Raw genomic sequence first — 23,013 nt, 5'->3', positions numbered from 1 at the left:
AATCCCGATGGCGTCGTTTGCGATCCGACCGAAACGGCGCGCTTGGGTGCCCCTGACCAAGACGCAAGCGCGATGAGTTCCGGTCCTGGCACCGTGCCTGACGGGCGGCGCAGCGGCGTGCGTCGGGTGACCTTCGGGCTCGTTCGCGGGGTGTTGCACGCGTCCCGGACCACCGCTCGGATCGCCGCCACGCTGGTCCTGGCGGCCCTCGGCATCCTGTTCCTGAACTACGTCGTACTCTCCACCGATAAGGCGCACGCCTATCGCAACCTCGACCCGGGGCTGACCGAATGCCGTGACGGGCTCGCGACTGGGTGGACGATCCTGGCCGATACAGGGCGCGAGACCCTGCGGGCGGCGATGCCGTCCGACGGCGACGGTTGGGTCGATGCCAGCAACGACGAAGGCGCGGTGATCGCGACGGATGCGCGTTGGGCGACGCGGCTGCGCTGTGCCGTGCAGCGCCACATCGTCCCGGCCCGCGAGGCCGGTGGGCGCGACCTCGCCTTCCATCTCGGCTTCATCGAGTTCCAGGAGGACGGCGAACCTTATGCGCTGGTCTCCCGCGAGGGTGCGAGCGACACGGCCATCGACAGCGCGATGCTGCGCCACGCCATGGATAACGAGATGCGGGCCAAGGGCATGCCGGCCACGATGGTCAAGCCCGTCATCACCCAGCTCGACGCCCTGAAAAAGCATCTTTCGACCGGGTCGCACTACGTGATCGCGTTCGTCCATGGCTGGCGGCACGACGCGCGGATTGGCGACGGCAACGTGGCGGACCTGCGCCTCTACGCGGCCCACGCCGCCCGATTTCTCGCGCAGCGCTGCCCCAGCGACCCGAGCGTCTGCGACATGGACGTCACGGCGATCTATATCGGCTGGCGCGGGGCGCGAGTCGACGAGCGCGGCCTGCGGCGGTGGTTCGGCGACGCGATCGGCGGCTTCTTCGGAAATCTCTCGGCCGGCGCGACCTTGTTCGACCGGAAGCCGGTGAGCGAGGCCATCGCGCCCGCGGCGATCTCGGCGCTCCGCACGATCGAGACGACACTCGCTGCGCCGGGGGCGCATAACAAGCTGATCGTCGCCGGACACAGCCTCGGCGGCAACATGCTGGCGAGCGGGCTCAAGGACGACCTGGTCAAGGCCGTGCGCCGCCATCAATTCGGAGAAACAATGCCGCCGGTGCTCGGCAATCTGGTGGTCCTGATCAACCCGGCCTCCGAGGCGAGCAAGTGGACCGCGATCCAGCGCGAGGTCTGGATGAGGCTGGCCGACCATGCCGACGCCCATACGCCGGCTGCCGAGGTCGCGCGCGACGACGGCTACTTTCCGGCCGACCAGCGACCGGTCATGATGTCGGTGACCGCGGCCCTGGCGTTCCCGGCGGGCGGCCTGCGACCCGGGGATTGTGCGTGGATCGGCCTCGATGCTGACGATAGCTTCGCGGTCACCCGCCGGAAGATCCGGAGCCGGCTCTCCGCGACCGACAGCATGTTCGATGCCGGGGTCGACTACGATTGGGCGACGCACGACCTATTCCCGACCTTCAAATTCGATTTCCGCCCGGCCGCGAGCTTCCTCGACCGCGTGGCGGCGCGGTTCGAAGGCCGCCAGCCCCGAGGCGAGAGCTGCACCCCGCCCGCACCCGTCGACCTCGTGGCCGGATCGCTGACCCTGCCGCTGCGCGCCCTGTCGCTGCTGGCCGCGACCTTCCCGTTCCAGAACACCGCCCGGGAGGATTCGCACACCATCGGCAACCTCGACCCGCCGCGGCCGGCAGCGGGCGTGCTCGCCGATGCCCAACCCTCGGCCGCGCCGTTCGGTACGACCCACGAGCTACTTGGGCTCGATGCTTCCGGCCTCGAACGGCACCACCCCTACGCGACGCTCGCCGACGCCGCCCTCGACTGCCCGCGCTCCGACCATTGGCTGACCCGGGCTCGGCTGGCGCGCGCCGACCGACGCGGCAACTTCTGGGACAGCGCCGACCTCGCACCCGGCCGGCCTGGCGAGCACGGCCCCGCCGCGCGCTTCCTGCACGGCCTTCAGTTGACCGGCATGGCGCCGATCACGCGCGCCAACGACCCGTTCTGGAACGTCCGCGCTTTCGACAACGCGCTCTCGCGCCACGATGGCTACCGGCTGTCTTCGTTCATCTGTGCGCTGAACCAGCTCGTCATGGACGACATCACCGATGCGCCGACTTTGATGAGTGATCACCGTGACACGCAAATCCCATAGAGCCTATTCCGAACATTTGCCCCCAGTCGTCTGCCCGAAGCGGACCAGCAGTATTCACCAGTCTCAGAAACTCAGACGAGCGGTGCGTGTTGACCGTTGCTGGCCGAAAGCCGTCGTTCCGCCGTGGAGAAGGATTACAGCAAAAGCGGACATGTGACATGCCGTTGGGCCGGCTACAGTGCCGTAGATCTTAATGGATCGGTCGAAGCCGGCCCAGATTCTTGTTGACGCTCGTAGAGTTTGATAATTGCCTGATAAATCGCCGACATGCGACCTCAAACAACGTAAAATGTCTGCATCCCGAGGCGTGACGTTCGAAGGGCGTGGAAAACTAGCCGCGGTCCTCTCCTAAGCGTTGGTGCCTGCCTGCGGCACTTGGCTTTAATGATGCATCGCAGCCTTGCTCGACTTCTGGTCGCTTGGCACGTCATGACCCACGATCTGCCTCGTCGCATGGCTGTTCGGACGATCCTGTCCATCAGCCTGCCTCAGCTGCCCCTCACTCGAAAGGGCCAGGCGTGAGCAACGCGATCGACTGGGCAGAGCGTCGCCGCATCGCCGAGCAGGCGCGCGGCGAGCGGCCGTGGTCGCTCTGGGGACCTTATCTAAGCGAGCGGCAGTGGGGCACCGTGCGTGAGGATTATAGCCGCGACGGCAATGCCTGGCGCTCGCTGACCCATGACGATGCACGCTCGCGCGCCTATCGCTGGGGTGAGGATGGGCTCGCCGGAATCTGCGACGAACGCGGACTGCTCTGTCTCGCATTCGGCCTGTGGAACGGGCGCGACCATATCCTGAAAGAGCGCCTGTTCGGCCTGACCAACGAACAGGGAAACCACGGCGAGGACGTCAAAGAGCACTACCACTATCTCGACGCGGTTCCGAGCCACGCCTACTTGAAGTTCCTCTACCGCTATCCGCAGGCAGCCTACCCCTACGAAGAGCTTGTGCGACAGGGGTTGCAACGCGGCCGCGACGTACCGGAATACGAGATCGACGATACCGGGATCTTCGAGGGCGACCGCTTCTTCGACGTGACGGTGGAATACGTCAAGGCGGATGTCGACGACATCCACGTCATCGTCTCCGCGACGAACCGTGGCCCGGAGGCCGCCGACCTTCACCTCGTCCCGCAACTCTGGTTTCGCAACACATGGTCGTGGCGGGAGCGAGAGAACGACGAGCGGCCGTGTCTCGCGATCCACCGCGAGGGCGGCATCGCATGCGAGCATCCCCGCCTCGGCCGCTACCGGTTGGCCTTCGAAGGCAAGCCGGACGTGCTGTTCTGCGAGAACGAAACGAACCTGCGCTCCCACGCCGGCCAGCCTGAGGCTGAAGGGCCATTCAAGGACGGCCTTCATGCGGCGATCGTCGGGGGCGACGAGACCGCGATCCGGCGCGATACCGGGACCAAGCTCGGCCTGCACTATGTGCTCCGCCTGGACCCCGGCGAAACGAAGCGGATCCGCCTGCGGCTGTCGGCTGGGGCGCGGACGCGCCCGCTCGATGCGGATGGCAGCGTCCGTAACCTACGCGTGGCCGAGGCCGACGCCTTCTACGACGACCTTGAGAATGGGATCGCCGACCCGGATGCTCGCGCGATCTTCCGGCAGGCCGCCGCGGGCCTGATCTGGTCGAAGCAGCTTTACGCCTACGATGTGCAGGTCTGGCTCAAGGGCGATCCGCTACAGCCAGTGCCGCCCCGAGAGCGCGATGGTGGCCGCAATACCTCCTGGCGACACTTCGCGGCATCCGACGTACTTTCGATGCCGGACAAGTGGGAATATCCGTGGTTCGCCGCGTGGGATCTGGCATTCCATTGCCTGCCGCTGGCGTTGCTCGATCCGGACTTCGCCAAGAAGCAGCTCATGCTTTTGACGCGCGAATGGTACATGCACCCGAATGGCCAGCTCCCGGCCTATGAGTGGGAGTTCTCCGACACCAACCCACCAGTCCATGCCTGGGCGACCTACCGGGTGTTCGAGATCGATCGCAGCCGCCGCGGCGGGCGCGGTGATCTTGCCTTCCTCGAAGGCGTCTTCCACAAGCTACTGATCAACTTCACGTGGTGGGTGAACCGTAAGGATGCAGGCGGCCGCAACGTCTTCCAAGGCGGCTTCCTCGGCCTCGACAATGTCGGCGTGTTTGACCGGTCTCGACCGCCGCCGGGCTTCGGCATGGTGCATCAGGCCGACGGTACCGCCTGGATGGCGATGTATGCCCTCAACATGATGCGCATCGCCCTGGAACTGGCGCTCCACAACGACGTCTACGAAAGCACCGCCTCCAAATTCTTCGAGCACTTTCTCCTCATCGCCGAGGCGATGACCGACATGGGCGGCGAGGGCTTCGGCCTATGGAACGAGGACGACGAGTTCTACTACGACGAGGTCGACATTCCCGGCGCTGGGCCGATCCCCTTGCGCGTTCGCTCCATGGTCGGGCTGGTGCCTCTTTTTGCCGTTGAAGTGATCGAGTCCTCCGTGCTCCAACGCCTGCCGGACTTCGCCCGGCGTCTTAACTGGTTACTGAAGAACCGCCCACATCTCGCATGCCTCGTCTCGCGCTGGGATGAAGGCGGAGTCAAAGACCGCAAGTTGCTGTCGCTGCTGCGCGGCCACCGGATGAAGGCACTATTGCGGCGTATGCTCGACGAGGCGGAATTCCTCTCGCCCTTCGGCGTCCGCTCGCTGTCGAAGGCGCATCGCGACCAACCCTATTCCCTGAACGAGTTCGGCGCCTCCCTCACGGTCCGCTACGATCCGGCCGACTCCACCTCAAATATGTTTGGCGGCAATTCGAACTGGCGCGGACCCGTGTGGATGCCGATGAACTACTTGATCGTCGAGGCCTTGCGCCGCTTTTACACCTATTATGGCGACGATTTCCTCGTAGAGTTTCCGACCGGCTCGGGGAAGATGCACACACTCGCCGCGATTGCCGACGCGCTCCAGGATCGCCTGCTCGCCCTCTTTACAAAGGACGGGGCCGGCCGCCGCCCATTCCTCGGCGACCGACCGGGGATCCCAGCGGCCGCGGGGGCCGAGGAGGCGCTCCTGTTCCACGAGTTTTTCGACGGCGACACTGGTCGTGGTCTCGGCGCCTCCCACCAGACCGGCTGGACGTCTCTGATCCTTAACTTTCTGCACGACCGGACGTAGCTGCGTTTGTCGGGCTCTCAGCGAGCGGATGCGAATCGATGCGGTTTGGCGCGAATTGCGCATGCGTGGCTGAAGTTGCGAGTCACCGCTTCGGAGGGCAGATCGGCCGTGTTCGGAACATTGTCGGCAACTGTTCGGTCGCTGCTCAAAGCTGTGATGTCGAAGACGGTTACCGCGCGGCAGGCAGAACTGGTCCAGCTCTTAGCCGAAGCCACACTGCCTATCCCCCGAGATCAAGGCTGACGATGAGTCGGTGCTTCGAAACCGTCGGCCTTGAGTGTATCTCCGAGAACGGCGGCGGGGCCGGGATCCGTTTCCAGGAGCGGAAGGGTTGATCACGGGTCCGCAGCTACTCGCAGCACGGCTCTCCATTCGCTGGGCGCCCAGGGATCTGGCTCAGCACGCCAGGGTGCCTGTGAGCGTCGTGGTGCGAGCCGAGAGCAGTCCCGGGGAGCCGATAGTCACGATTGCCCAGCTCAACGCTCTCATGCAGGCCCTACGGGCTGCAGGCGCTAGCTTCCCGCCCTCACGGCCCGAAGAGGCTTCTGGAGCGGATCAACCGTGAGCTTGTTCGGGCCAGGCGCAGCGAGCCTCAGAGGTGACAGTGCTGCTCCGCGTCCCACCGGACGCTACCTGTCGCCCCTCCGCATCGCCCTGAGTTTTGCTGGGTTCGACGCAGGCCCCGGCGTCTATCCTGCCGGAATGTGCAAAGACCTCGGTACTTCAGGAGGCGTCTGAGATTGGGACGTCAGGGCCGTCCTCGCTCGGAGTACCATCGTATCCGTCGAGCCACGCCTGTCGCTCGGGAGCGTCGGTTCGGTACGGGCAGCTATCCCTTGAGCGACCCATTGCCCGCGCATGCGCACCTTCTGCTATCGGCTGACAGATAAGGGGCTGTCGGGTATCCATGAATGTGCCGTCCTTCGTCCTTCGAGACTACCAAATTCAATGAAGGTGGCATCTCTATTGCAAAATTCCTGAGCCCGCCGTTCTTCGCGGACATGGTGCACCCCCGATTTCAGCTTGGAAGGATCCAAGGTGCGCCGCTGCTATCGGATCCACTCCTGCCCGGCATTGGCTGTAAACGCGAAGGCGCGGCCACTATGCATCTACGGGTTCCGTTGTCCGCTTGGACCAGATAATCCGCCCGGCATCGTCTCTCAGGGTGGCTACCCCCGATCTGTGGGCGAGTAAGAATGTAAACCGAGTGTTAGCTTCAGAGATTGCCACAGCCTCTGTTCGCGCCACGATTTGCTCGCTGGCAACCGAGATGCCGCTAGCGCACCGGCGATGGATGGAGCACTCGAGGTGGAACACAGCCATCCATTATCAAGTGCAATACGCCTGCCAGTTAGGGAGCAGCAGGTGGTTTCGGACGATGCCGCAAAAGATGCGGCGCACCCCGTCAGGAGTACGCCGCAAGTTGGCTCGTGGTCTCATCTACGAGCTGGCGCCTCTGGCAAAGCCCAGGCCATTGAAAAGTCCGCGCCGGCGAACCGAGCGGGCCAAGGTAAGGGCGTCTCATGGAGCGTCATGCCAGGCGACAGGCGAACTGTATCAGCGCTGCGAACATAGGTAAGCCTGCCGCGATGATAGGCGACTGACCGCGGATCCTGCGGCCGGTGCCAACCGGGTGGTCGATCCAAAGGTTTTCCGGTGCTTGCGTTTCTCCGATGGGTCCAGGCTGTGTGAAAACGGAAGCGCACGTCGGATTTGTAGAACAATATTCCATGCGGCAGACCTGCAGCCCCGCCAGAGGACGGCCCTAACGCGGTTTGGACATCCATTTCAGCGCTGCCCAGGGTGTCTTCGGAAAGATCCTTCTACCGCTACTGCGTTTTCCCACACCCTCGGTCGAAGCTTGCCGTTGACAGGCATCCGACGCCGCGGCAGGGCGGCCGGAACCCGCGAGCGCCGAGGAGGGGAAACTGCCATGCCGTCAGGCTCGTCGAACCGGACGGCGGGGGAAGCCCCGGGACGTGCACGAGAGCCGGTCCTGTCTCAGGATCCGCACGCCGTCCGCGAACCGCGCGAGAACAACCTCGAACGGGCGATCGGCCACGCGGTGCGTGAGCGCCGGAAGCGGCTGGGCATCACCTCCGCCGACCTCGCCGCGACCACGGGCCTGTCGCCCGGCATGCTCTCCAAGATCGAGAACGGCAACATCTCGCCGTCGCTGACGACGCTGCAGCTACTCGCGCGGTCCCTCGGAATGCCGATCACCGGCTTCTTCCGCGGTTACGAAGAGGTCCGCAACGCAGTCTTCGTGAAAGCCGGAGAGGGAATCGAGCTGGAGCGGCGCGGCACCCGGGCCGGCCATCAGTACAACCTGCTCGGCCATATCCACGAGAACACCAGCGGGGTCACGGTCGAGCCGTACCTGATCACGCTCACGACCGATTCGGACGTGTTCCCGACCTTCCAGCATACCGGGATGGAGTTCCTCTACATGCTGGAGGGCGAGGTCTTGTACCGGCACGGGGATCGGCACTTCCACATGCAGCCGGGCGACAGCCTGTTCTTCGATGCCGACACGCCGCACGGACCGGCTGAGCTGCTCGTGCTGCCGGCCCGTTACCTCTCGGTGATCGCCTATCCGCAATCCGGCACTGGCTGATCTTCCCCCGCGCATTCTCTGAAAGAAATTTTATTTCTTCGTAGTTGATTACCGCCGCGAAGGCCGCTTATGCTCCAGGCGAACCCGCATCGGAGGTGGGCCATGTGCGGCATCGTCGGATTGTTCCTGAAGGACCCTGCCCTGGAGCCGCAGCTCGGCGCGCTCCTGTGCGACATGCTCGTCACCATGACGGACCGTGGCCCGGACTCGGCAGGCCTCGCGATCTACGGGGCGCCGATCCCCAGCCTGTCGAAGATCACCGTGCAATCGGCCCGGCCCGAGGCGGATTTCGCCGGGCTGGAGCAGCGTCTGGTGGAGGTCTCCGGCGGCACGGCGAGCGTGGCGGTGAAGAGCACGCACGCGGTGATCACCGTCGCGACCGACCGGCTCGACGGGACGCGGGCCGCGCTGAAGAGCCTTCAGCCGAGCCTGCGCGTGATGGCCGCGGGCGAGAGCGTCGAGATCTACAAGGAGGTCGGCCTGCCGAAGGACGTGATCGAGCGCTTCGGGATCGCCGGGATGTCCGGCACCCACGGCATCGGCCACACCCGGATGGCGACGGAGTCGGCCGTGACCACGATGGGCGCCCACCCGTTCTCCACGGGCGCCGACCAGTGCCTCGTCCATAACGGCTCGCTGTCGAACCACAACAACCTGCGTCGAGCCCTGGCGCGCGACGGCATGGCCTTCGAGACCCAGAACGACTCGGAGGTCGCGGCTGCCTATCTCACCACCGCGATGGCGCGGGGGCGCGACCTCGGCGCGGCCCTGGCGGGGGCGCTGCAGGATCTCGACGGCTTCTTCACTTTCGTAGTCGGGACGAAATCCGGCTTCGGCGTGCTGCGCGACCCGATCGCCTGCAAGCCCGCGATCATGGCCGAGACCGACCGCTACGTCGCCTTCGGCTCGGAGTACCGAGCCCTCGTCGGCCTGCCGGGGATCGAGGCCGCCCGCGTCTGGGAGCCCGAGCCCGCGACCGTCTATTTCTGGGACCAGCGGCAGGCCGCCTGAGCCGTCCCCGCCGACCTCTCGTCACGGATCCTCCCGATGCCCGTCTTCGACTTGGCGGCCACGCCGCTGCGCGACCTGAACCAGGCCCTCCACGGCGTCGCCGCCGGCGCCAACGACACCGCCTTCGAAGTCCTCAACCCCCGGGGCCAGCACGCGGTGGCCGTGGGCATCGACGGTCCCGTCACCGTCACGGTGCGGGGGGCCGTAGGCTATTACTGCGCCGGCATGAACGACGGCGGCACCGTGACGGTGCAGGGCTCGGCCGGCCCGGGTGTGGCCGAGAACATGATGTCCGGCACCGTCGTGATCGAGGGCGACGCCTCGCAATATGCGGGCGCCACGGGCCGCGGCGGCCTGCTCGTCATCAAGGGCAACGCAGCCTCGCGCTGCGGCATCTCGATGAAGGGGATCGACATCGTCGTGCACGGCTCGATCGGGCACATGTCGGCCTTCATGGGGCAGTCCGGCTCCCTCGTGGTCCTCGGCGATGCCGGCGAGGCGCTGGGCGATTCGCTCTACGAGGCGAAACTGTTCGTGCGCGGCGCCGTGAAGAGCCTCGGGGCCGACTGCGTCGAGAAGGCGATGCGCCCGGAGCATCTGGAGCACCTCGCGGTGCTCCTGAACCGGGCCGGGGTCACGGACGCCCGGCCGGAGGAGTTCCGCCGCTACGGCTCGGCGCGCCGCCTCTACAGCTTCAACATCGACAACGCTGACGCGTACTGAGCGGGAGACCGGGCCATGACCTACCAGAACCCGCCGATGCCGCCGCGCAAGTCGGCGACCTTCGACGACCACACCCTAGCGGAGATCCGCCGGGCGGCGGCCACCGGCATCTACGACATCCGCGGCGGCGGCACGAAGCGCAAGCTCCCGCATCTCGACGACCTGCTGTTCCTCGGCGCCTCGATGTCGCGCTACCCGCTGGAGGGCTACCGGGAGACCTGTGGGACCGGGGTCAACCTCGGCACGCGCTTCGCGAAGAAGCCGATCGCCCTGAAGATCCCGATCACCATCGCCGGCATGAGCTTCGGATCCCTGTCCGCCAACGCCAAGGAGGCACTCGGCCGCGGCGCGAGCCTGGCCGGCACCTCCACCACCACGGGCGACGGCGGCATGACCGACGAGGAGCGCGGCCATTCCGAGATCCTCGTCTACCAGTACTTGCCCTCCCGGTACGGCATGAATCCCCGGGACCTCCGGCGCGCCGACGCCATCGAGGTGGTGGTCGGCCAGGGCGCGAAGCCCGGCGGCGGCGGCATGCTGCTCGGCCAGAAGATCTCCGACCGGGTCGCCGCCATGCGCGACCTGCCCAAGGGGATCGACCAGCGCTCCGCCTGTCGCCACCCGGACTGGACCGGCCCCGACGATCTGGAGATCAAGATCGGCGAGTTGCGCGAGATCACCGACTGGGAGAAGCCGATCTACGTGAAGGTCGGTGGCGCGCGGCCCTATTACGACACCGCCCTCGCCGTGAAGGCCGGCGCCGACGTGGTCGTCCTGGACGGCATGCAGGGCGGCACGGCTGCGACCCAGGACGTGTTCATCGAGCATGTCGGCCAGCCGACGCTGGCCTGCATCCGGCCCGCCGTGCAGGCGCTGCAGGATCTCGGCATGCACCGCACGGTGCAACTGGTGATCTCCGGCGGCATCCGCTCGGGCGCGGACGTCGCCAAGGCCATTGCGCTGGGGGCGGACGCGGTATCGATCGGCACCGCCGCCTTGGTCGCCATCGGCGACAACGATCCAGCGTACGAGGAGGAATACCGCAAGCTCGGCTCGACCGCGGGCGCCTACGACGACTGGCACGAGGGCCGCGACCCCGCGGGCATCACCACGCAGGACCCCGAACTGATGGCCCGCCTCGACCCGGTGCGCGCCGGCAGGCGGCTGGCCAATTACCTCAAGGTCATGACCCTGGAGGCGCAGACGATCGCGCGCGCCTGCGGCCACAACCATCTGCACAATCTGGAACCGGAGGATCTCGTGGCGCTGACCCTCGAGGCCGCCGCCATGGCCCGGGTGCCGCTCGCCGGCACCGATTGGTACCCCGGCAAACCGGGCTTCTAGTCCCTTCAACCCTGCCGGCCGCGCCGGGATGGGGCGCGGTCGGCTCTCGCCGATGCACGCTTATGGGGCTGCCGTGACGACCGACCTTTCCACCTACGCCGCCGAGCACGGCGTGAAGTACTTCATGATCTCCTACACGGACCTGTTCGGCTGCCAGCGCGCCAAGCTGGTGCCGGCGCAGGCGATCGGGGGCATGCAGCGGGACGGGGCCGGCTTCGCGGGCTTCGCCACGTGGCTCGACCTCACGCCGGCCCATCCCGACGTGTTCGCGTTGCCGGATGCCGCCTCGGTGATCCGCCTGCCTTGGAAGCCGGACGTGGCCTGGGTCGCGGCCGACTGCACCATGGAGGATGTCCCTGTCGGCCAAGCGCCCCGGGTGGTGCTGAAGCAGCTCGTCGCGCGGGCCGCCGCCGAGGGGCTGCGGGTCAAGACCGGCGTCGAGGCGGAGTTCTTCCTGCTGACGCCGGACGGGGCGGCGATCTCCGATCGTCACGACCGGGCGGAGAAGTCCTGCTACGACCAGCAGGCGTTGATGCGCCGCTACGACGTGATCGCCGAGATCTGCGACCACATGCTTGTGCTCGGCTGGAAGCCCTACCAGAACGACCACGAGGATGCGAACGGCCAGTTCGAGATGAACTGGGAGTACGACGACGCCCTGGCCACCGCCGACAAGCACGCCTTCTTCAAGTTCATGGTCAAATCGGTGGCCGAGCGGCACGGATTGCGGGCGACCTTCATGCCGAAGCCGTTCCCGGGGCTGACCGGCAACGGCTGCCATTGTCACGTCTCGGCCTGGAACACGGCGGGGACCGAGAACGCCTTCGCGGATCCCGACATGCCGTTCGGCCTGTCGGCCCGGGGACGGCACTTCCTCGGTGGAATCCTGCGGCACGCCCCGGCGCTCGCCGCGATCACCAATCCGACGGTCAACTCGTACAAGCGCATCAACGCCCCCCGCACGACCTCGGGGGCGACCTGGGCGCCCAACGCCGTGACCTGGACCGGCAACAACCGCACGCACATGGTGCGGGTCCCGGGGCCCGGGCGGTTCGAGCTGCGGCTGCCCGATGGCGCGGTCAATCCATATCTGCTCCAAGCGGTGATCCTCGCCGCGGGCCTCGACGGGCTGGCAACGACGGCCGATCCCGGGCCGCACAGCGATGTCGACATGTACCGAGAGGGCCATGCGGTCACAGGCGCCCCGCGCCTGCCGCTCAACCTGCTCGACGCCCTGCGCGCCTTCGAAGCCGACGAATCCCTGCGCGCGAACCTGGGGGACGCCTTCGCCTCTGCCTACCTCAAGCTGAAGCGCGGTGAGTGGGACAGCTACTGCGCCCATTTCACTGCCTGGGAGCGCGAGACCACGCTCGATGTCTGAGGTGGCAGTGGTGGCCCGGCGCCAACCAGCGGACCAGCTCTTGCAAGGTTCGCATCGATTCGGCCAACGAGATGCGGGATGCAGACCGACATGCGTGTGATCCATCGCATTCTAGGCAGCCGGCAGAATGCCGACCTGGCCCATCGCCTGCACCACCTCGCACATCACGGCACGGTGGACGTGCTCGTCGTGTCCAGCGCAGACGTCGCCCGGCGGCGGATCCGCGCGAAGACCCAGTCCGGCGAGGAGATCGCACTGGCCCTGCCGCGGGATGAGCCGCTCTTCGACGGCGCAGTGCTAGCGCTTGACGAGGACCACGCCATCGTTGCCCGGGTCGGTGCCGAGCGCTGGCTCCGCCTCGTCCCGGGAAGCCAGGCCGCCGCCCTCGAGCTCGGCTACCACGCCGGCAACCTCCACTGGCGCGTTCGCTTCGCCGACGGGGCGATCCTGGTCGCCCTGGACGGGCCGGCCGACGACTACCTTATCCGCCTAGGCGCCCTTGTGACGGACGGGCTGATGACGCACACGGTCCTCGGTGAGGCGGAGCCGTGCTGAGCCGGCTACTGTCCTTCCAGCAGGCCGACGCTGCCTTCCCCAGTGGGAGTTTCGCCTTTTCCAACGGTATCGAGGGGCTTGTCGCGAGCGATCCCACCTTCGACTCGGCCAGCCTGATCCGGGCGTTGACAGGCCTCGTCCGCTTCCGCTGGGCGGAGACCGATCGCGTCGCCCTAATCCTCGCCCATCGAATTGGCACCGATCCTGACCACCTCGGGCGCATCGACGCCGCCGTGGAGGCGGCCGCGCTCGTCGAGTCGATGCGCGTCGGCAGTCGGCGCAACGGCGCTTCCCTCCTGACCACGCATGCGCGGCTCGCGACCCCCGGAGCCGAAGACCTGCGTGCCGCCATCCGCGCCGGCCACATGCTGGGACACCTGGCGACCGTGCAGGGTGCCCTGTGGCGCGCCCTCGGCCTGTCGGAACCGGAGGCCGCCGCGGTCGCGGGCTACCAGCTCGTCTCCGGCCTCGTCTCGGCCAGCGTCCGGCTCGGTCAGGTGGGCGCCATTCAGGGCCAGAAGGCCCTTCAGGCGGTGCTGCCGCTCGTTGCTGAGATCGCTGAGCGTCCGCTGATCGAGGAGCCTGACGGCGCGATTGTTCTCACGGGCTTCACGCCGCTGATCGAGGTCGCCGCCATGCGACACGCCCGCGCCGATCTGCGCCTGTTCGCCAACTAGGGAGCGTAGGATGCTGCTCACGCCCACCGAGCTGGAACGACTCACGATCTTCACCGCGGCCGAACTCGCCCGCAAGCGCCGGGCACGCGGCCTCAAGCTCAACTATCCTGAAGCGGTCGCGTTCATCACCGACGAGATCCTTGAGGGCGCGCGCGACGGGCGCAGCGTCGCCGACCTCATCGGCTGGGGATCGACGATCCTGTCGACCGAGGATGTCATGCCGGGTATCGGCGCGATGCTGCCGATCCTGCAGGTGGAGGGCGCATTCCCGGACGGGACCAAGCTCGTCACGGTCCACGAGCCGATACGCGCCCGCGAGGGTGCCCCCACCGATACCCTCGAACCCGGTGCGATCCTGCCGGCGGAAGGCGCGATCGAGCTCGGGGCGGGTCGACCGCGAGTGACCCTCGATGTGGTCAACACCGGCGACCGCCCGGTGCAGATCGGTTCGCACTATCATTTCTTTGAGGTCAACCGGGCACTCGACTTCGATCGGGCCGAGGCGCTCGGGCACCGCCTCGACATCCCGGCTGGGACGGCGGTCCGCTTCGAACCGGGCCAGCGCAAGACCGTGACCCTGGTCGGCTTTGGCGGCGCCCGTGAGCTGACCGGCCTCAACGACCTGACGCAGGGGACATTGCCCGACGCTTCGGCGCGGGCGGCAGCGCTCGCCCGCGCGAAGTCCCGCGGCTTCAAGGGCGCCTGAGGAAATTGCCATGGTGACGATCCCCCGCCGTGACTACGCCGCCCTGTATGGGCCGACCACCGGCGACGGTATCCGGCTCGCCGACACCTCCCTGGTGGCCGTCGTCGAGCACGACCACGCCGTGTACGGGGACGAGTGCCTGCACGGTGGCGGCAAGACCCTGCGCGACGGGATCGGGATGGCGCCCGGGGTGACCGCGGCTCAGGGGGCCCTCGACTTCCTCCTCTGCAACGTCGTGGTGATCGACCCGGTGCTGGGCATCCAGAAAGGCGATCTTGGCATCAAGGACGGACGGATCGTGGCGCTCGGCAAGGCGGGCAACCCGGCGATCATGGACGGCGTCGACCCGCGCCTGATCGTGTCGGCCGGCACCACGGTACGGGATTGCGAGGGCCTGATCGCGACGCCCGGCGGCATCGACGTGCATGTGCACTTCGACTCCGCCGCGTTGCCGAACCACGCGATTGCGTCGGGTGTCACGACACTGCTCGGCGGCTCGCTGGGGCCGATCACGGTCGGCATCGATTCCGGCGGCCCGTTCAACACCGGCATGATGCTTCAGGCCGCCGAGGCCTGGCCGGTCAATTTCGGGTTTCTCGGACGCGGCAACACCCACCGACCAGCCGCCCTAAGAGAACAGCTCGAGACCGGCGTCCTGGGCCTGAAGATCCACGAGGATTGGGGCGCGATGCCGGCGGCGATCGACGCTTGCCTCGGCTTCGCCGACGAACACGACTTCCAGGTCCAACTCCACACCGACACGTTGAACGAGTCGGGTTTCGTGGAAGACACGCTGGCGGCGATCGGCGGCCGTACCATCCACATGTACCACACCGAGGGGGCCGGGGGCGGCCACGCGCCGGACATCATCCGGGTCGCCGGCCTCCCGCACTGCCTGCCGTCGTCGACGAATCCGACCAACCCGTACACGGTCAACACCTTCGACGAGCACCTCGACATGACGATGGTGTGTCATCACCTCAACCCGGCCCTGCCGGAGGATGTGGCCTTCGCCGAGAGCCGCATCCGCGCCCAGACCATCGCGGCCGAGGACGTGCTGCACGATCTCGGGGCGATCTCGATGCTCGGCTCCGACAGCCAGGGGATGGGCCGAATCCACGAGGTCATCTGCCGGACCTGGCAGCTAGCCTCGAAGATGAAGGACCAGCGCGGCCTGCTGCCCGAGGACAAGCCGGGATTCGGCGACAATGCCCGAATCAAACGCTACATCGCCAAATACACAATCAACGCGGCACGGACCTTCGGCATTCAGGAGCACATCGGTTCGCTCGAAACGGGCAAGATGGCCGACATCGTCGTCTGGCGGCCGGCCTTCTTCGGGATCAAGCCGGAGTTGGTGATCAAGAGCGGTTTCATCGCGTGGGGCGCGATGGGCGATTCCGCCGCTTCGTTGATGACCTGCGAGCCGATGCTGATGCGGCCGCAATGGGGCGCCTTCGGCCGTGCCAAGCAGACGCTGTCGGCCTGCTTCGTCCACCCCCTGGCGATCGAGGCCGATCTCGGCGGCCGGCTCGGCCTCCACAAGGCGCTCCTGGCCGCCCGCGGAACGCGCACGCTCACGAAGGCCGACATGCTCTGGAACGACGTCTGCCCGGACATCCGCGTCGACCCGCAGACCTTCGACGTCTTCGTGGACGGCGTGCTCGCCACCTGCGAGCCAGCCCGGACCCTGGCTCTCGCCCAACGCTACATGCTGCGCTGAGTGCGCACCGCCCCCGTCATCCCTTTCACGGCCCGTACCCTCATGACCGACTCAACACCCGCGAACGCCGCCCGGATCGGTATCGGCGGCCCGGTCGGATCCGGCAAGACCGCCTTGATCGAACGGCTGATTCCCGTGCTGCAGGCGCGTGGCGTCGATCTAGCCGTCATCACGAACGATCTTGTCACAAAGGAGGATGCCGAGCGGCTACGCCGCTCGGGGCTGATCGATCCGAGCCGCGTCGAGGCGGTGGAGGCCGGCGCCTGCCCACACACGGTGATCCGCGAGGACCCGACGCTCAACATCGCCGCGGGCGACGTGCTGGAGGCCCGCTTCCCGGGACTCCAGTTACTCATCTTCGAATCGGGCGGCGACAATCTTGCTTCGACCTTTTCTCTCGACCTCGTCGACTGGTGGATCTTCGTGATCGATGTGGCCGGCGGCGACGACATTCCCCGCAAGCGCGGCCCCGGCGTGCTGCGCTGCGACCTCCTCGTGATCAACAAGGTCGACCTCGCGCCCCATGTCGGTGTCGACCTCGACGGGATGCTGGCGGAGTCCAACAGGATCCGCGCCGGCAAGCCGGTCCTCGCTACGAACGCACGGTCTGGCTTCGGCATCGACCGGGTGGCCGACGCCATCGGCCGTGCCGTGCTGCTCGCGCCCTAGCCGTGTCCGACGACATCCGGACCGGTCGACGTGCGATGGCGCGGCTCGGCTTCGTGCGCGGCGGCGGCACCAGCGTGCTCGCCGATCAGTACGTGCCGTACCCATTCCACATCACGCGTCCGTTCCGCCTGTATACGCAGCGCCCGGACCTGATCACGCTGTACCTGCAATCGGCCTCCGGTGGCCTTTACCGCGGCGACCATCTCAGCCTCGACATCGCGATGGGACCGGGCGCGGCGGCGCACATCACCACCCAGGCCGCCACGGTCGTCCACCGCAGCGCCGAGCGGCCGGCGCGACAAGACACGCGGATCCACGTCGGCGCAGACGCCTTCCTGCACTGGGTTCCCGATCCGCTGATCCTATTTCCTGACGCAGGCCTGGCGGCGTCGACACGCGTCACGCTGGAGGCCGGTGCCCGCGCCGTCGTGTCCGAGAGCATCGCCTGCCATGACCCCGAGGGTCGCGGCAGGCCCTTCGATCAGGTCGCATTGTCGCTCGGTATCGAGGCGTCGGACGGGGCGGTTCTGTTCCGCGAGCGCGCCTGCATCACCGGCACCGATTTCCAGGATCCGGCCTCGCCGCTCGGCCCGTGGCGGGCCTACGGCGCGCTCGCCATCCTCGGGCCGTCGTCTTGCATGCCGGGCCCCGAGGCGGTCCAAGCTGCCGCTGACAGCACCGGCTGCTGGACCGGCCTCAGCCCGCTGCCGAACGGTGCCGGGCTCGGCCTCCGGCTTCTCGCTCCCGATGGCGGCACCCTGGCGGCAGGGCTGGAAGCAGCCGCGGGCCGCGCTTTTGCAGCCTTGACCGGCCTCGAACCGGCGCGCCGCCGCAAGTAGCGGCCGTTGCTCGGAGCACGCCGGCGCCGATATGAGCAAGCTGCCAATGATTTCATCTTGAAGAAATTTATGTTCTTTGGAAGAAATTGACGTGTGGGGAGGATGCCGTGCGTAACGGCTCGTCCGGTACGGATGAGGCGGCTCACCCTTTTGGATGACCTGAAGGATTAGCCCCCATGGCGACAGACGATCCTGTGCATTCTGCGCTGCGCCGCCGCCTGCTGCTCGGCCTTGCGACGGCCCCACTGGCCGCATCCCTGTCGCGGATCGCTGTGGCGCCGGCCTTGGCAGCGGATGTTGGCGGACTGGCGGTCACCGACAGCGAAGTGACGGTGGGCATTCTTCACTCCATCACCGGCACGATGTCGATTTCCGAGACGGGACCAAGCCAGGGCGAAAAGCTCGCGATCCAACAGATCAACGATGCTGGCGGTATTCTCGGCCGCAAGATCAAGATCATTCAGGAGGACGGCGCCTCCGACTGGCCGACCTTCGCCGAGAAGGCCAAAAAGCTCCTCGTAAACGACCACTGCGCCGCGGTGTTCGGCTGCTTCACCTCGGCATCCCGCAAGGCGGTGTTACCGGTTTTCGAACAGTACAAAGGTCTTCTCTACTACCCGACATTCTACGAGGGTTTGGAGCAGTCCAAGAACGTGTTCTACACAGGCCAGGAGGCGACGCAGCAGATCCTCGCCGGTCTCGACTGGGTCCACAAGGAGAAGGGCGGCGACAGCTTCTACTTCATCGGCTCGGATTACATCTGGCCGCGTACCTCGAACAAGATTGCCCGGCGGCACATCGAGACTGCGCTCAAGGGCAAGGTCGTAGGCGAGGAGTACTTCCCGCTTGGCCATACCCAATTCAACTCGGTGATCAACAAGATCAAGCTCACTAAGCCGAAGGTGATTTTTGCGACGATCGTGGGCGGCTCGAACGTAGCGTTCTACAAGCAGCTTAAAGCGGCCGGCATCGACCTGTCGAAGCAAGTTCTCATTACGCTGTCAGTCACGGAGGACGAGGTCGACGGCATTGGCGGCGAGAACATTGCAGGGGCTTATTCATGTATGAAGTACTTCCAGTCGATCGATAATCGGAACAATAAGGCGTTTGTCACTGCGTTCAAAAAGATGTGGGGCGAGAAGACGGTGATCGGCGACGTCACGCAAGCCGCATATCTCGGCCCGTTCTTGTGGAAAATGGCCTGCGAGAAGGCCGGCTCGTTCGACGTCGAAAAGGTGGTGGCAGCCTCTCCGGGTCTTGAGTTCGAGAATGCGCCGGAAGGCTATGTCAAGATCGACGAAAATCATCACCTCTGGTCGAAGACCCGGGTCGGCAAGGCCAGGCCCGATGGTCAGTTCGAAATTGTCTACACCAGCCCGGAACTGATCAGGCCAGATCCATTCCCGAAAGGTTATCAATAATACTAGGCCAAAGACCGATCTGAGCCGACGCTGATCATGCCAGGCACCGGTCCCTTCTTTCGTACAAGGGCGGGAGCCCGTCGCGCTGCTGCGAGGTGTCCGAAATGACGCTCGAACAGGTCGTGCGGCTCCACGCGGCAAGCCAGTAGTCCCCAATCTTGCTCCAATGGCATCACAGGGGCTTCGATGAGTACCGCCCAAAGCCGATCGGCTGTTTGATAAGGCAGCTCTGACTGAATTTGGCCGGGACGCACGGTGGATGGCGGACCGGTTCTCGGTGGAGGAACCGGTGACGACCTCCGCGGCTCTACCGACAGGGGGATAGTCGGGATAGGCAGGGGTATGCCCAGCGACGTAACCACAACCCTCCAGGTGATGACGGAGCCGTGCCAGGAAGCCCCCGAGCTGTTTCGCTGGGTCCTGACGCGCTCAGACGGAGGACCGACACATAGCCGGTCTTCGATCGCCTACCATACTGAGCAAGCGGCACGGTCGGACGCCGAAGCGATAGCTCGCACGCTAAATGCCGCGCTCGCAGCGACCACGTCCCGTCGAGCGAGGTCGCCCCACGGAGCGCTCCGACGACGCAATTCCGGATGAGTGCCTGCAGGGACAGCAGGCCAGAGGCTTCCGCTGGGTCGGGGTAGCCACGATCGTGTCGGTGGTTCGGGCGGCAGTGCAACCGGTTTCACCGATGGACCGGGGCTGCCCGGCGTCAGTGTTCGCTAGTAGCCCGCGCTATGGCTCGACCGAGGGCGAACAGCAGCACATCTGCGGCGGCCCGAACTTCGGCCGGCGTATCGTCACTCAGCGTCCGCTTCAACGCGATGGCCAGCTCGGTGGTCCGGTCCAAGGGGCCTTCCAGCGTAGCCGGACCGCTGAGGACGTAGCGCTCGCCGCCCTCACGCATCTCGGTGATGTCGATCAAAATCCCACACACACGCACCGGACGCGCGGCCTCATCCCGGACGACACGCCCGCGGCTGAGCAGCCAGCGGACGGCTCCCCCCTCGGCGATCACGCGGAATTCCGCCAGCATCAAACCACCTGCCAGAACGGCCGCCTGGACTTGTTCAGCCAGCCACTCGTGATCAGCCGGGTGGACAGTCGCGATGGCGCCGAGCCCGACGATCTCCCGTTCGGCCAGCGCTGCATCACCGGTCAGAAGTCGAGCCGCACCGGCATCGTAGACCATCGTCTCGCGGAGGATGTCCCAATCCCAGGTCCCCACGACACACGAGGCGTCGAGGGCCGCGCAGCCGGTCTAAAGGCTCGCTGAAGCCGTCGATCGCGTTGATCAACGTCATGGACCGCTGCCCCATTGCCGCACCCTCTTTCCGACCCGTGATCGTTTTATACCCATTCTGATACGGACTAATCACCTCCAGCACCTGACAAAATTTCGAGCTTGGGTTGTAGCCACGGTCCCGCTACATCGCGATTTGGGCGGTGCTGACCCACCACTTTTCTCAAGCCCGGGAGCCGACCTTGTGCGACGACCCGACGATTTCGAGCGCTGCCGTTCGCTCTATGCAGTCGATCAGATCACTCAACCGTATCGCCGAATTGCTTGGTGTCCCTGCGTCGAGCTTTTACAGCCAAGACGGTAGCCACACCGAACTAAGCGGCACCGCCATCCTGGATTTGATCGACGCTCATCTTGCAGCGATCAACAGCGAGCGGCAAAAAAACTTCTTGGCGGCGGTGCACGCCATGGTGGAGGCTCATCGGAATACAACTACGAACGAGTCCTAGGGTGACGTCATCTGGCCGAAGGTCGTCAACTCGCGGTCGGCCGCCCGCAGCAGTAACTTGAAGCTTCCGGCAAAGGCCTATCGCGGCGTGCCTCGTTGCGTAGCGTGCCCTTATGCGAATCACCCGGCGAAACAGCCGTCGCGCTGAATGTCCGCTATGGGTGAGCGGCCGAGGCTCCTTGAATGACCGGGATGGGCGCAAACCAGCCGGTTGGTCCTTGCCGGAAGCAGGATGACAGTTTCGGAGTTGAAGCGCTGAAGAAGCGGGCGAGCCCTTTCCGACCCAACGGGGCTCTGGCGACCTCACCGCAGCGTCAGGGAGCGAGGCAGGTCCGAAAGGGGCTCGGCCCCATGCGCGGTGACGATGACGGTTTCGGATGCGCCGACGGTCCAGGCGCCATAGCGGCGCAAGGTCGCCGGCAGGTGGAAGACCATGCCTGGCTCGATCGGCCGGTCGACGCCGGTGAAGAGGCTGAGCAGCCCCCCCTCGCCCCAATCGGGCGCGAAGGCGATACCCATCGAGTAGCCGATGCGCTTGCGGAAGGCTGGGCCGTAGCCCGCCGCATTGATGATGGCTTGAGCGGCCTCGTGAGGGACGGAGCAGGGCCGGCCCGGTCGTATCGCGTCGAGGGCCGCGTCGAGGGCTCGCAGCGCGCAATCCATCATCCGCCGCGCCTCGGACGGCGGCTCGCCGATCCAAACGCTGCGCATCAGCGCCGCGTGGTAGCGGGCATGGCTGCCTGCGAGTTCGAGGAACACCGCATCGCCCGGTTCCAGCCGGCGCCGGCGCCACGTCATGTGCGGTAGCCCGCTGCGGGGGCCCGACGAGATCAGGGGCTCCATCGCCATCGCCTCGGACCCGGCCGTCGTGGCGGCGGCGAGCATGGCGGCGGCGACCGCGTTCTCGTCGTTCCCCACTGTGCAGGCCGCGATGCCGGCCGCGAGCCCGGCCTGTGCGTAACGTGCGGCGGCCCGGATCGCCTTCAGCTCGACCGCTGACTTCACTGTGCGCAGGGGGCCGAGGAGGCCCGACCCGTCCGGAACCGGGTCGATGCCGAGCGCCGTGCCGATCCGCGCCGCCAGGGCGGGCGAGACGAACCAGCCGTCCCGCTCCAGCGCCGGCCGGGCGAAGCCCCGGCGGCGCACGAGATCGGCCAGGGCGTCGGCCGGGTCGGTCCCGTCTGGATAGGCCTGGATGTCGTTGAGCCAGGTATTGGCCGCCGCCCCCGGCAATTCGAGCTGGCGCACCAGCAAGGCCGGCTCTCCCTCCACCGGCAGCACGAGGGCCTGAAAGGCGAAGTAGCCCGCCGTCTGGCGGCCGGTCAGCCAGTAGATCGCCTCCGGACCGGTCACAACCAGGGCATCGTGGCCGGCGGCGGCGATTGCAGCCCGTGCCGCCATCTGCCGCGCGGCGAACTCCGCCTCCGGGAAGGCCGCCTCACAGCCGCGCAGGTTCGCAAATTCATCCATCGCGCCGCCACAACTTAGAATTCGCTCAGGCGGCGAATAATGCCCAGCTTGAAGTTTTCGAGATGAGCCGCGATGGCATCGGCCGCCGCCGCCGCGTCCCCGGCTCGCAGGGCGGCGACCACCGCCAAGTGCTCGCGATGCACTGCCTCGAACCGTTCGGGCATCCGGCTCAGGTTAAACATCTGCGTCTTAAGCCGCAGATCCTTGATCGTCTTGGCCAGGATCGCATTTTGACTGTGATCGGCGAACAGTTCGTGGAAACGGCGGTCGACCTCCCAGTTGCCCGGGGCATCCGGATCCCCCGCCGCCAGCAGCGCCTCGATCTGTCCCTGCAAATCCTCCAGCACGGCGTCGGCGATCCGGCCCGCGGCGAGCACGACGCTCTCCCGTTCCAGCAGGCGGCGGACGTGCAGGATCTCGATCAGCTCGCGCAGGGAGAACTCCTTCACGACGAGCATCCCGCCGGGCTGCCGCTCGATCAGGCCCTCGGTCTCCAGCCGCGACATCGCCTCGCGGGTCGGTGTGCGCGAGATGTCGAGCATCTCGGCGAGGCGACGCTCGTGCAGCACGGTCCCGGCCGGAAGGTCGCGCCGCACCAGCATGTCGAGCAGCTTGTCATAGGCCATCTGACCCAGGCTCTGTTCGCGCCGGGCGTTGAGCGCCGTCGTGTACGACGATGCGTCAAGGGTCTTCATCGGTTCCTCCCGGAGCGGCCGGC

At 66.5% G+C, this 23,013-nt stretch carries 19 protein-coding genes; 15 read left to right on the top strand and 4 right to left on the bottom strand.

Annotation, left to right across the window (positions count from 1 at the left end):
* The first annotated feature begins 72 nt into the window (after window positions 1-72).
* Entirely contained in the window at window positions 73-2,244 is a 2,172-nt protein-coding gene (locus AC0IY0_RS24995; RefSeq protein ID WP_471765985.1) for a hypothetical protein, read from the top strand.
* A 518-nt stretch (window positions 2,245-2,762) separates the two neighbouring features.
* A complete protein-coding gene (locus AC0IY0_RS24990; RefSeq protein ID WP_471765983.1) occupies window positions 2,763-5,405 on the top strand; it encodes an MGH1-like glycoside hydrolase domain-containing protein in 2,643 nt (880 codons plus the stop codon).
* Window positions 5,406-6,128: 723 nt separating this feature from the next.
* Here AC0IY0_RS24990 and AC0IY0_RS24985 read toward each other — a convergent pair.
* Complete coding sequence (locus AC0IY0_RS24985; RefSeq protein WP_471765982.1) at window positions 6,129-6,314, bottom strand: ribosome modulation factor; 186 nt, start codon at window positions 6,312-6,314, stop codon at window positions 6,129-6,131.
* A 1,024-nt stretch (window positions 6,315-7,338) separates the two neighbouring features.
* On the opposite strand from AC0IY0_RS24985, the gene AC0IY0_RS24980 reads away from it, so the two are divergent.
* The 12 genes from AC0IY0_RS24980 to urtA all read left to right on the top strand — a co-directional run bounded on the left by AC0IY0_RS24980 (window position 7,339) and on the right by urtA (window position 19,071).
* A complete protein-coding gene (locus tag AC0IY0_RS24980; protein ID WP_419828659.1) occupies window positions 7,339-8,022 on the top strand; it encodes a helix-turn-helix domain-containing protein in 684 nt (227 codons plus the stop codon).
* 102 nt (window positions 8,023-8,124) lie between these two features.
* The gene (locus AC0IY0_RS24975) at window positions 8,125-9,033 is read left to right on the top strand and encodes a class II glutamine amidotransferase (protein WP_471765980.1); all 909 of its coding nucleotides are present in this window, start codon (window positions 8,125-8,127) and stop codon (window positions 9,031-9,033) included.
* Between the two features lie 36 nt (window positions 9,034-9,069).
* A complete protein-coding gene (locus AC0IY0_RS24970; RefSeq protein ID WP_419828657.1) occupies window positions 9,070-9,756 on the top strand; it encodes a GltB/FmdC/FwdC-like GXGXG domain-containing protein in 687 nt (228 codons plus the stop codon).
* Window positions 9,757-9,771: 15 nt separating this feature from the next.
* The gene (locus AC0IY0_RS24965) at window positions 9,772-11,100 is read left to right on the top strand and encodes an FMN-binding glutamate synthase family protein (protein ID WP_471765979.1); all 1,329 of its coding nucleotides are present in this window, start codon (window positions 9,772-9,774) and stop codon (window positions 11,098-11,100) included.
* A gap of 73 nt (window positions 11,101-11,173) precedes the next feature.
* Entirely contained in the window at window positions 11,174-12,481 is a 1,308-nt protein-coding gene (glnT, locus tag AC0IY0_RS24960) for a type III glutamate--ammonia ligase (RefSeq protein WP_471765978.1), read from the top strand.
* Window positions 12,482-12,571: 90 nt separating this feature from the next.
* Window positions 12,572-13,036 (top strand): urease accessory protein UreE, encoded by a 465-nt coding sequence (ureE, locus tag AC0IY0_RS24955; protein WP_419828654.1) that lies wholly within the window; start codon window positions 12,572-12,574, stop codon window positions 13,034-13,036.
* Window positions 13,030-13,713 carry an urease accessory protein UreF gene (locus AC0IY0_RS24950; protein WP_471765976.1) on the top strand — a complete coding sequence of 228 codons (684 nt, stop codon included), beginning with the start codon at window positions 13,030-13,032 and terminating at the stop codon, window positions 13,711-13,713. The genes ureE and AC0IY0_RS24950 overlap by 7 nt, the downstream gene beginning before the upstream one ends.
* Before the next feature lie 10 nt (window positions 13,714-13,723).
* Window positions 13,724-14,419, top strand: a complete 696-nt coding sequence (locus AC0IY0_RS24945; RefSeq protein WP_419828652.1) for an urease subunit beta — start codon at window positions 13,724-13,726, stop codon at window positions 14,417-14,419.
* A 10-nt stretch (window positions 14,420-14,429) separates the two neighbouring features.
* On the top strand, window positions 14,430-16,142 hold the full coding sequence (ureC, locus tag AC0IY0_RS24940; protein ID WP_471765974.1) for an urease subunit alpha: 1,713 nt from the start codon (window positions 14,430-14,432) through the stop codon (window positions 16,140-16,142).
* A 42-nt stretch (window positions 16,143-16,184) separates the two neighbouring features.
* Window positions 16,185-16,811: an urease accessory protein UreG gene (gene ureG, locus AC0IY0_RS24935; RefSeq protein ID WP_419828650.1), complete on the top strand. Its 627-nt coding sequence runs from the start codon at window positions 16,185-16,187 to the stop codon at window positions 16,809-16,811.
* Between the two features lie 2 nt (window positions 16,812-16,813).
* Window positions 16,814-17,650, top strand: a complete 837-nt coding sequence (locus AC0IY0_RS24930) for an urease accessory protein UreD (RefSeq protein ID WP_471765972.1) — start codon at window positions 16,814-16,816, stop codon at window positions 17,648-17,650.
* A gap of 176 nt (window positions 17,651-17,826) precedes the next feature.
* Window positions 17,827-19,071 carry an urea ABC transporter substrate-binding protein gene (urtA, locus tag AC0IY0_RS24925; protein ID WP_419828648.1) on the top strand — a complete coding sequence of 415 codons (1,245 nt, stop codon included), beginning with the start codon at window positions 17,827-17,829 and terminating at the stop codon, window positions 19,069-19,071.
* A 715-nt stretch (window positions 19,072-19,786) separates the two neighbouring features.
* On the opposite strand, the gene AC0IY0_RS24920 is transcribed toward urtA, so the two are convergent.
* Complete coding sequence (locus AC0IY0_RS24920; protein ID WP_471765970.1) at window positions 19,787-20,266, bottom strand: PAS domain-containing protein; 480 nt, start codon at window positions 20,264-20,266, stop codon at window positions 19,787-19,789.
* Between the two features lie 254 nt (window positions 20,267-20,520).
* Between AC0IY0_RS24920 and AC0IY0_RS24915 the strand changes: the two genes are divergently transcribed.
* The gene (locus tag AC0IY0_RS24915; protein WP_471765968.1) at window positions 20,521-20,826 is read left to right on the top strand and encodes a hypothetical protein; all 306 of its coding nucleotides are present in this window, start codon (window positions 20,521-20,523) and stop codon (window positions 20,824-20,826) included.
* A gap of 302 nt (window positions 20,827-21,128) precedes the next feature.
* Here the strand turns inward: AC0IY0_RS24915 and AC0IY0_RS24910 are convergent, their stop codons facing one another.
* Window positions 21,129-22,295: a M24 family metallopeptidase gene (locus AC0IY0_RS24910; RefSeq protein WP_147909019.1), complete on the bottom strand. Its 1,167-nt coding sequence runs from the start codon at window positions 22,293-22,295 to the stop codon at window positions 21,129-21,131.
* A gap of 14 nt (window positions 22,296-22,309) precedes the next feature.
* Window positions 22,310-22,990 carry a GntR family transcriptional regulator gene (locus tag AC0IY0_RS24905; RefSeq protein ID WP_147909018.1) on the bottom strand — a complete coding sequence of 227 codons (681 nt, stop codon included), beginning with the start codon at window positions 22,988-22,990 and terminating at the stop codon, window positions 22,310-22,312.
* Window positions 22,991-23,013 lie beyond the last annotated feature (23 nt).

This window comes from Methylobacterium sp. AC315 (assembly GCF_979253755.1).
This window is presented reverse-complemented; position numbering and strand designations above follow the sequence as displayed.

Bases quoted from the DNA above. Each gene is read 5' to 3' on its own strand.
- AC0IY0_RS24995 (WP_471765985.1), top strand. From the start codon at position 73: ATGAGTTCCGGTCCTGGCACCGTGCCTGACGGGCGGCGCAGCGGCGTG.
- AC0IY0_RS24985 (WP_471765982.1), bottom strand. From the start codon at position 6,314: ATGGATACCCGACAGCCCCTTATCTGTCAGCCGATAGCAGAAGGTGCG.
- AC0IY0_RS24980 (WP_419828659.1), top strand. From the start codon at position 7,339: ATGCCGTCAGGCTCGTCGAACCGGACGGCGGGGGAAGCCCCGGGACGT.
- AC0IY0_RS24975 (WP_471765980.1), top strand. From the start codon at position 8,125: ATGTGCGGCATCGTCGGATTGTTCCTGAAGGACCCTGCCCTGGAGCCG.
- AC0IY0_RS24970 (WP_419828657.1), top strand. From the start codon at position 9,070: ATGCCCGTCTTCGACTTGGCGGCCACGCCGCTGCGCGACCTGAACCAG.
- AC0IY0_RS24965 (WP_471765979.1), top strand. From the start codon at position 9,772: ATGACCTACCAGAACCCGCCGATGCCGCCGCGCAAGTCGGCGACCTTC.
- ureE (WP_419828654.1), top strand. From the start codon at position 12,572: ATGCGTGTGATCCATCGCATTCTAGGCAGCCGGCAGAATGCCGACCTG.
- AC0IY0_RS24945 (WP_419828652.1), top strand. From the start codon at position 13,724: ATGCTGCTCACGCCCACCGAGCTGGAACGACTCACGATCTTCACCGCG.
- ureC (WP_471765974.1), top strand. From the start codon at position 14,430: ATGGTGACGATCCCCCGCCGTGACTACGCCGCCCTGTATGGGCCGACC.
- ureG (WP_419828650.1), top strand. From the start codon at position 16,185: ATGACCGACTCAACACCCGCGAACGCCGCCCGGATCGGTATCGGCGGC.
- urtA (WP_419828648.1), top strand. From the start codon at position 17,827: ATGGCGACAGACGATCCTGTGCATTCTGCGCTGCGCCGCCGCCTGCTG.
- AC0IY0_RS24920 (WP_471765970.1), bottom strand. From the start codon at position 20,266: ATGGTCTACGATGCCGGTGCGGCTCGACTTCTGACCGGTGATGCAGCG.
- AC0IY0_RS24910 (WP_147909019.1), bottom strand. From the start codon at position 22,295: ATGGATGAATTTGCGAACCTGCGCGGCTGTGAGGCGGCCTTCCCGGAG.
- AC0IY0_RS24905 (WP_147909018.1), bottom strand. From the start codon at position 22,990: ATGAAGACCCTTGACGCATCGTCGTACACGACGGCGCTCAACGCCCGG.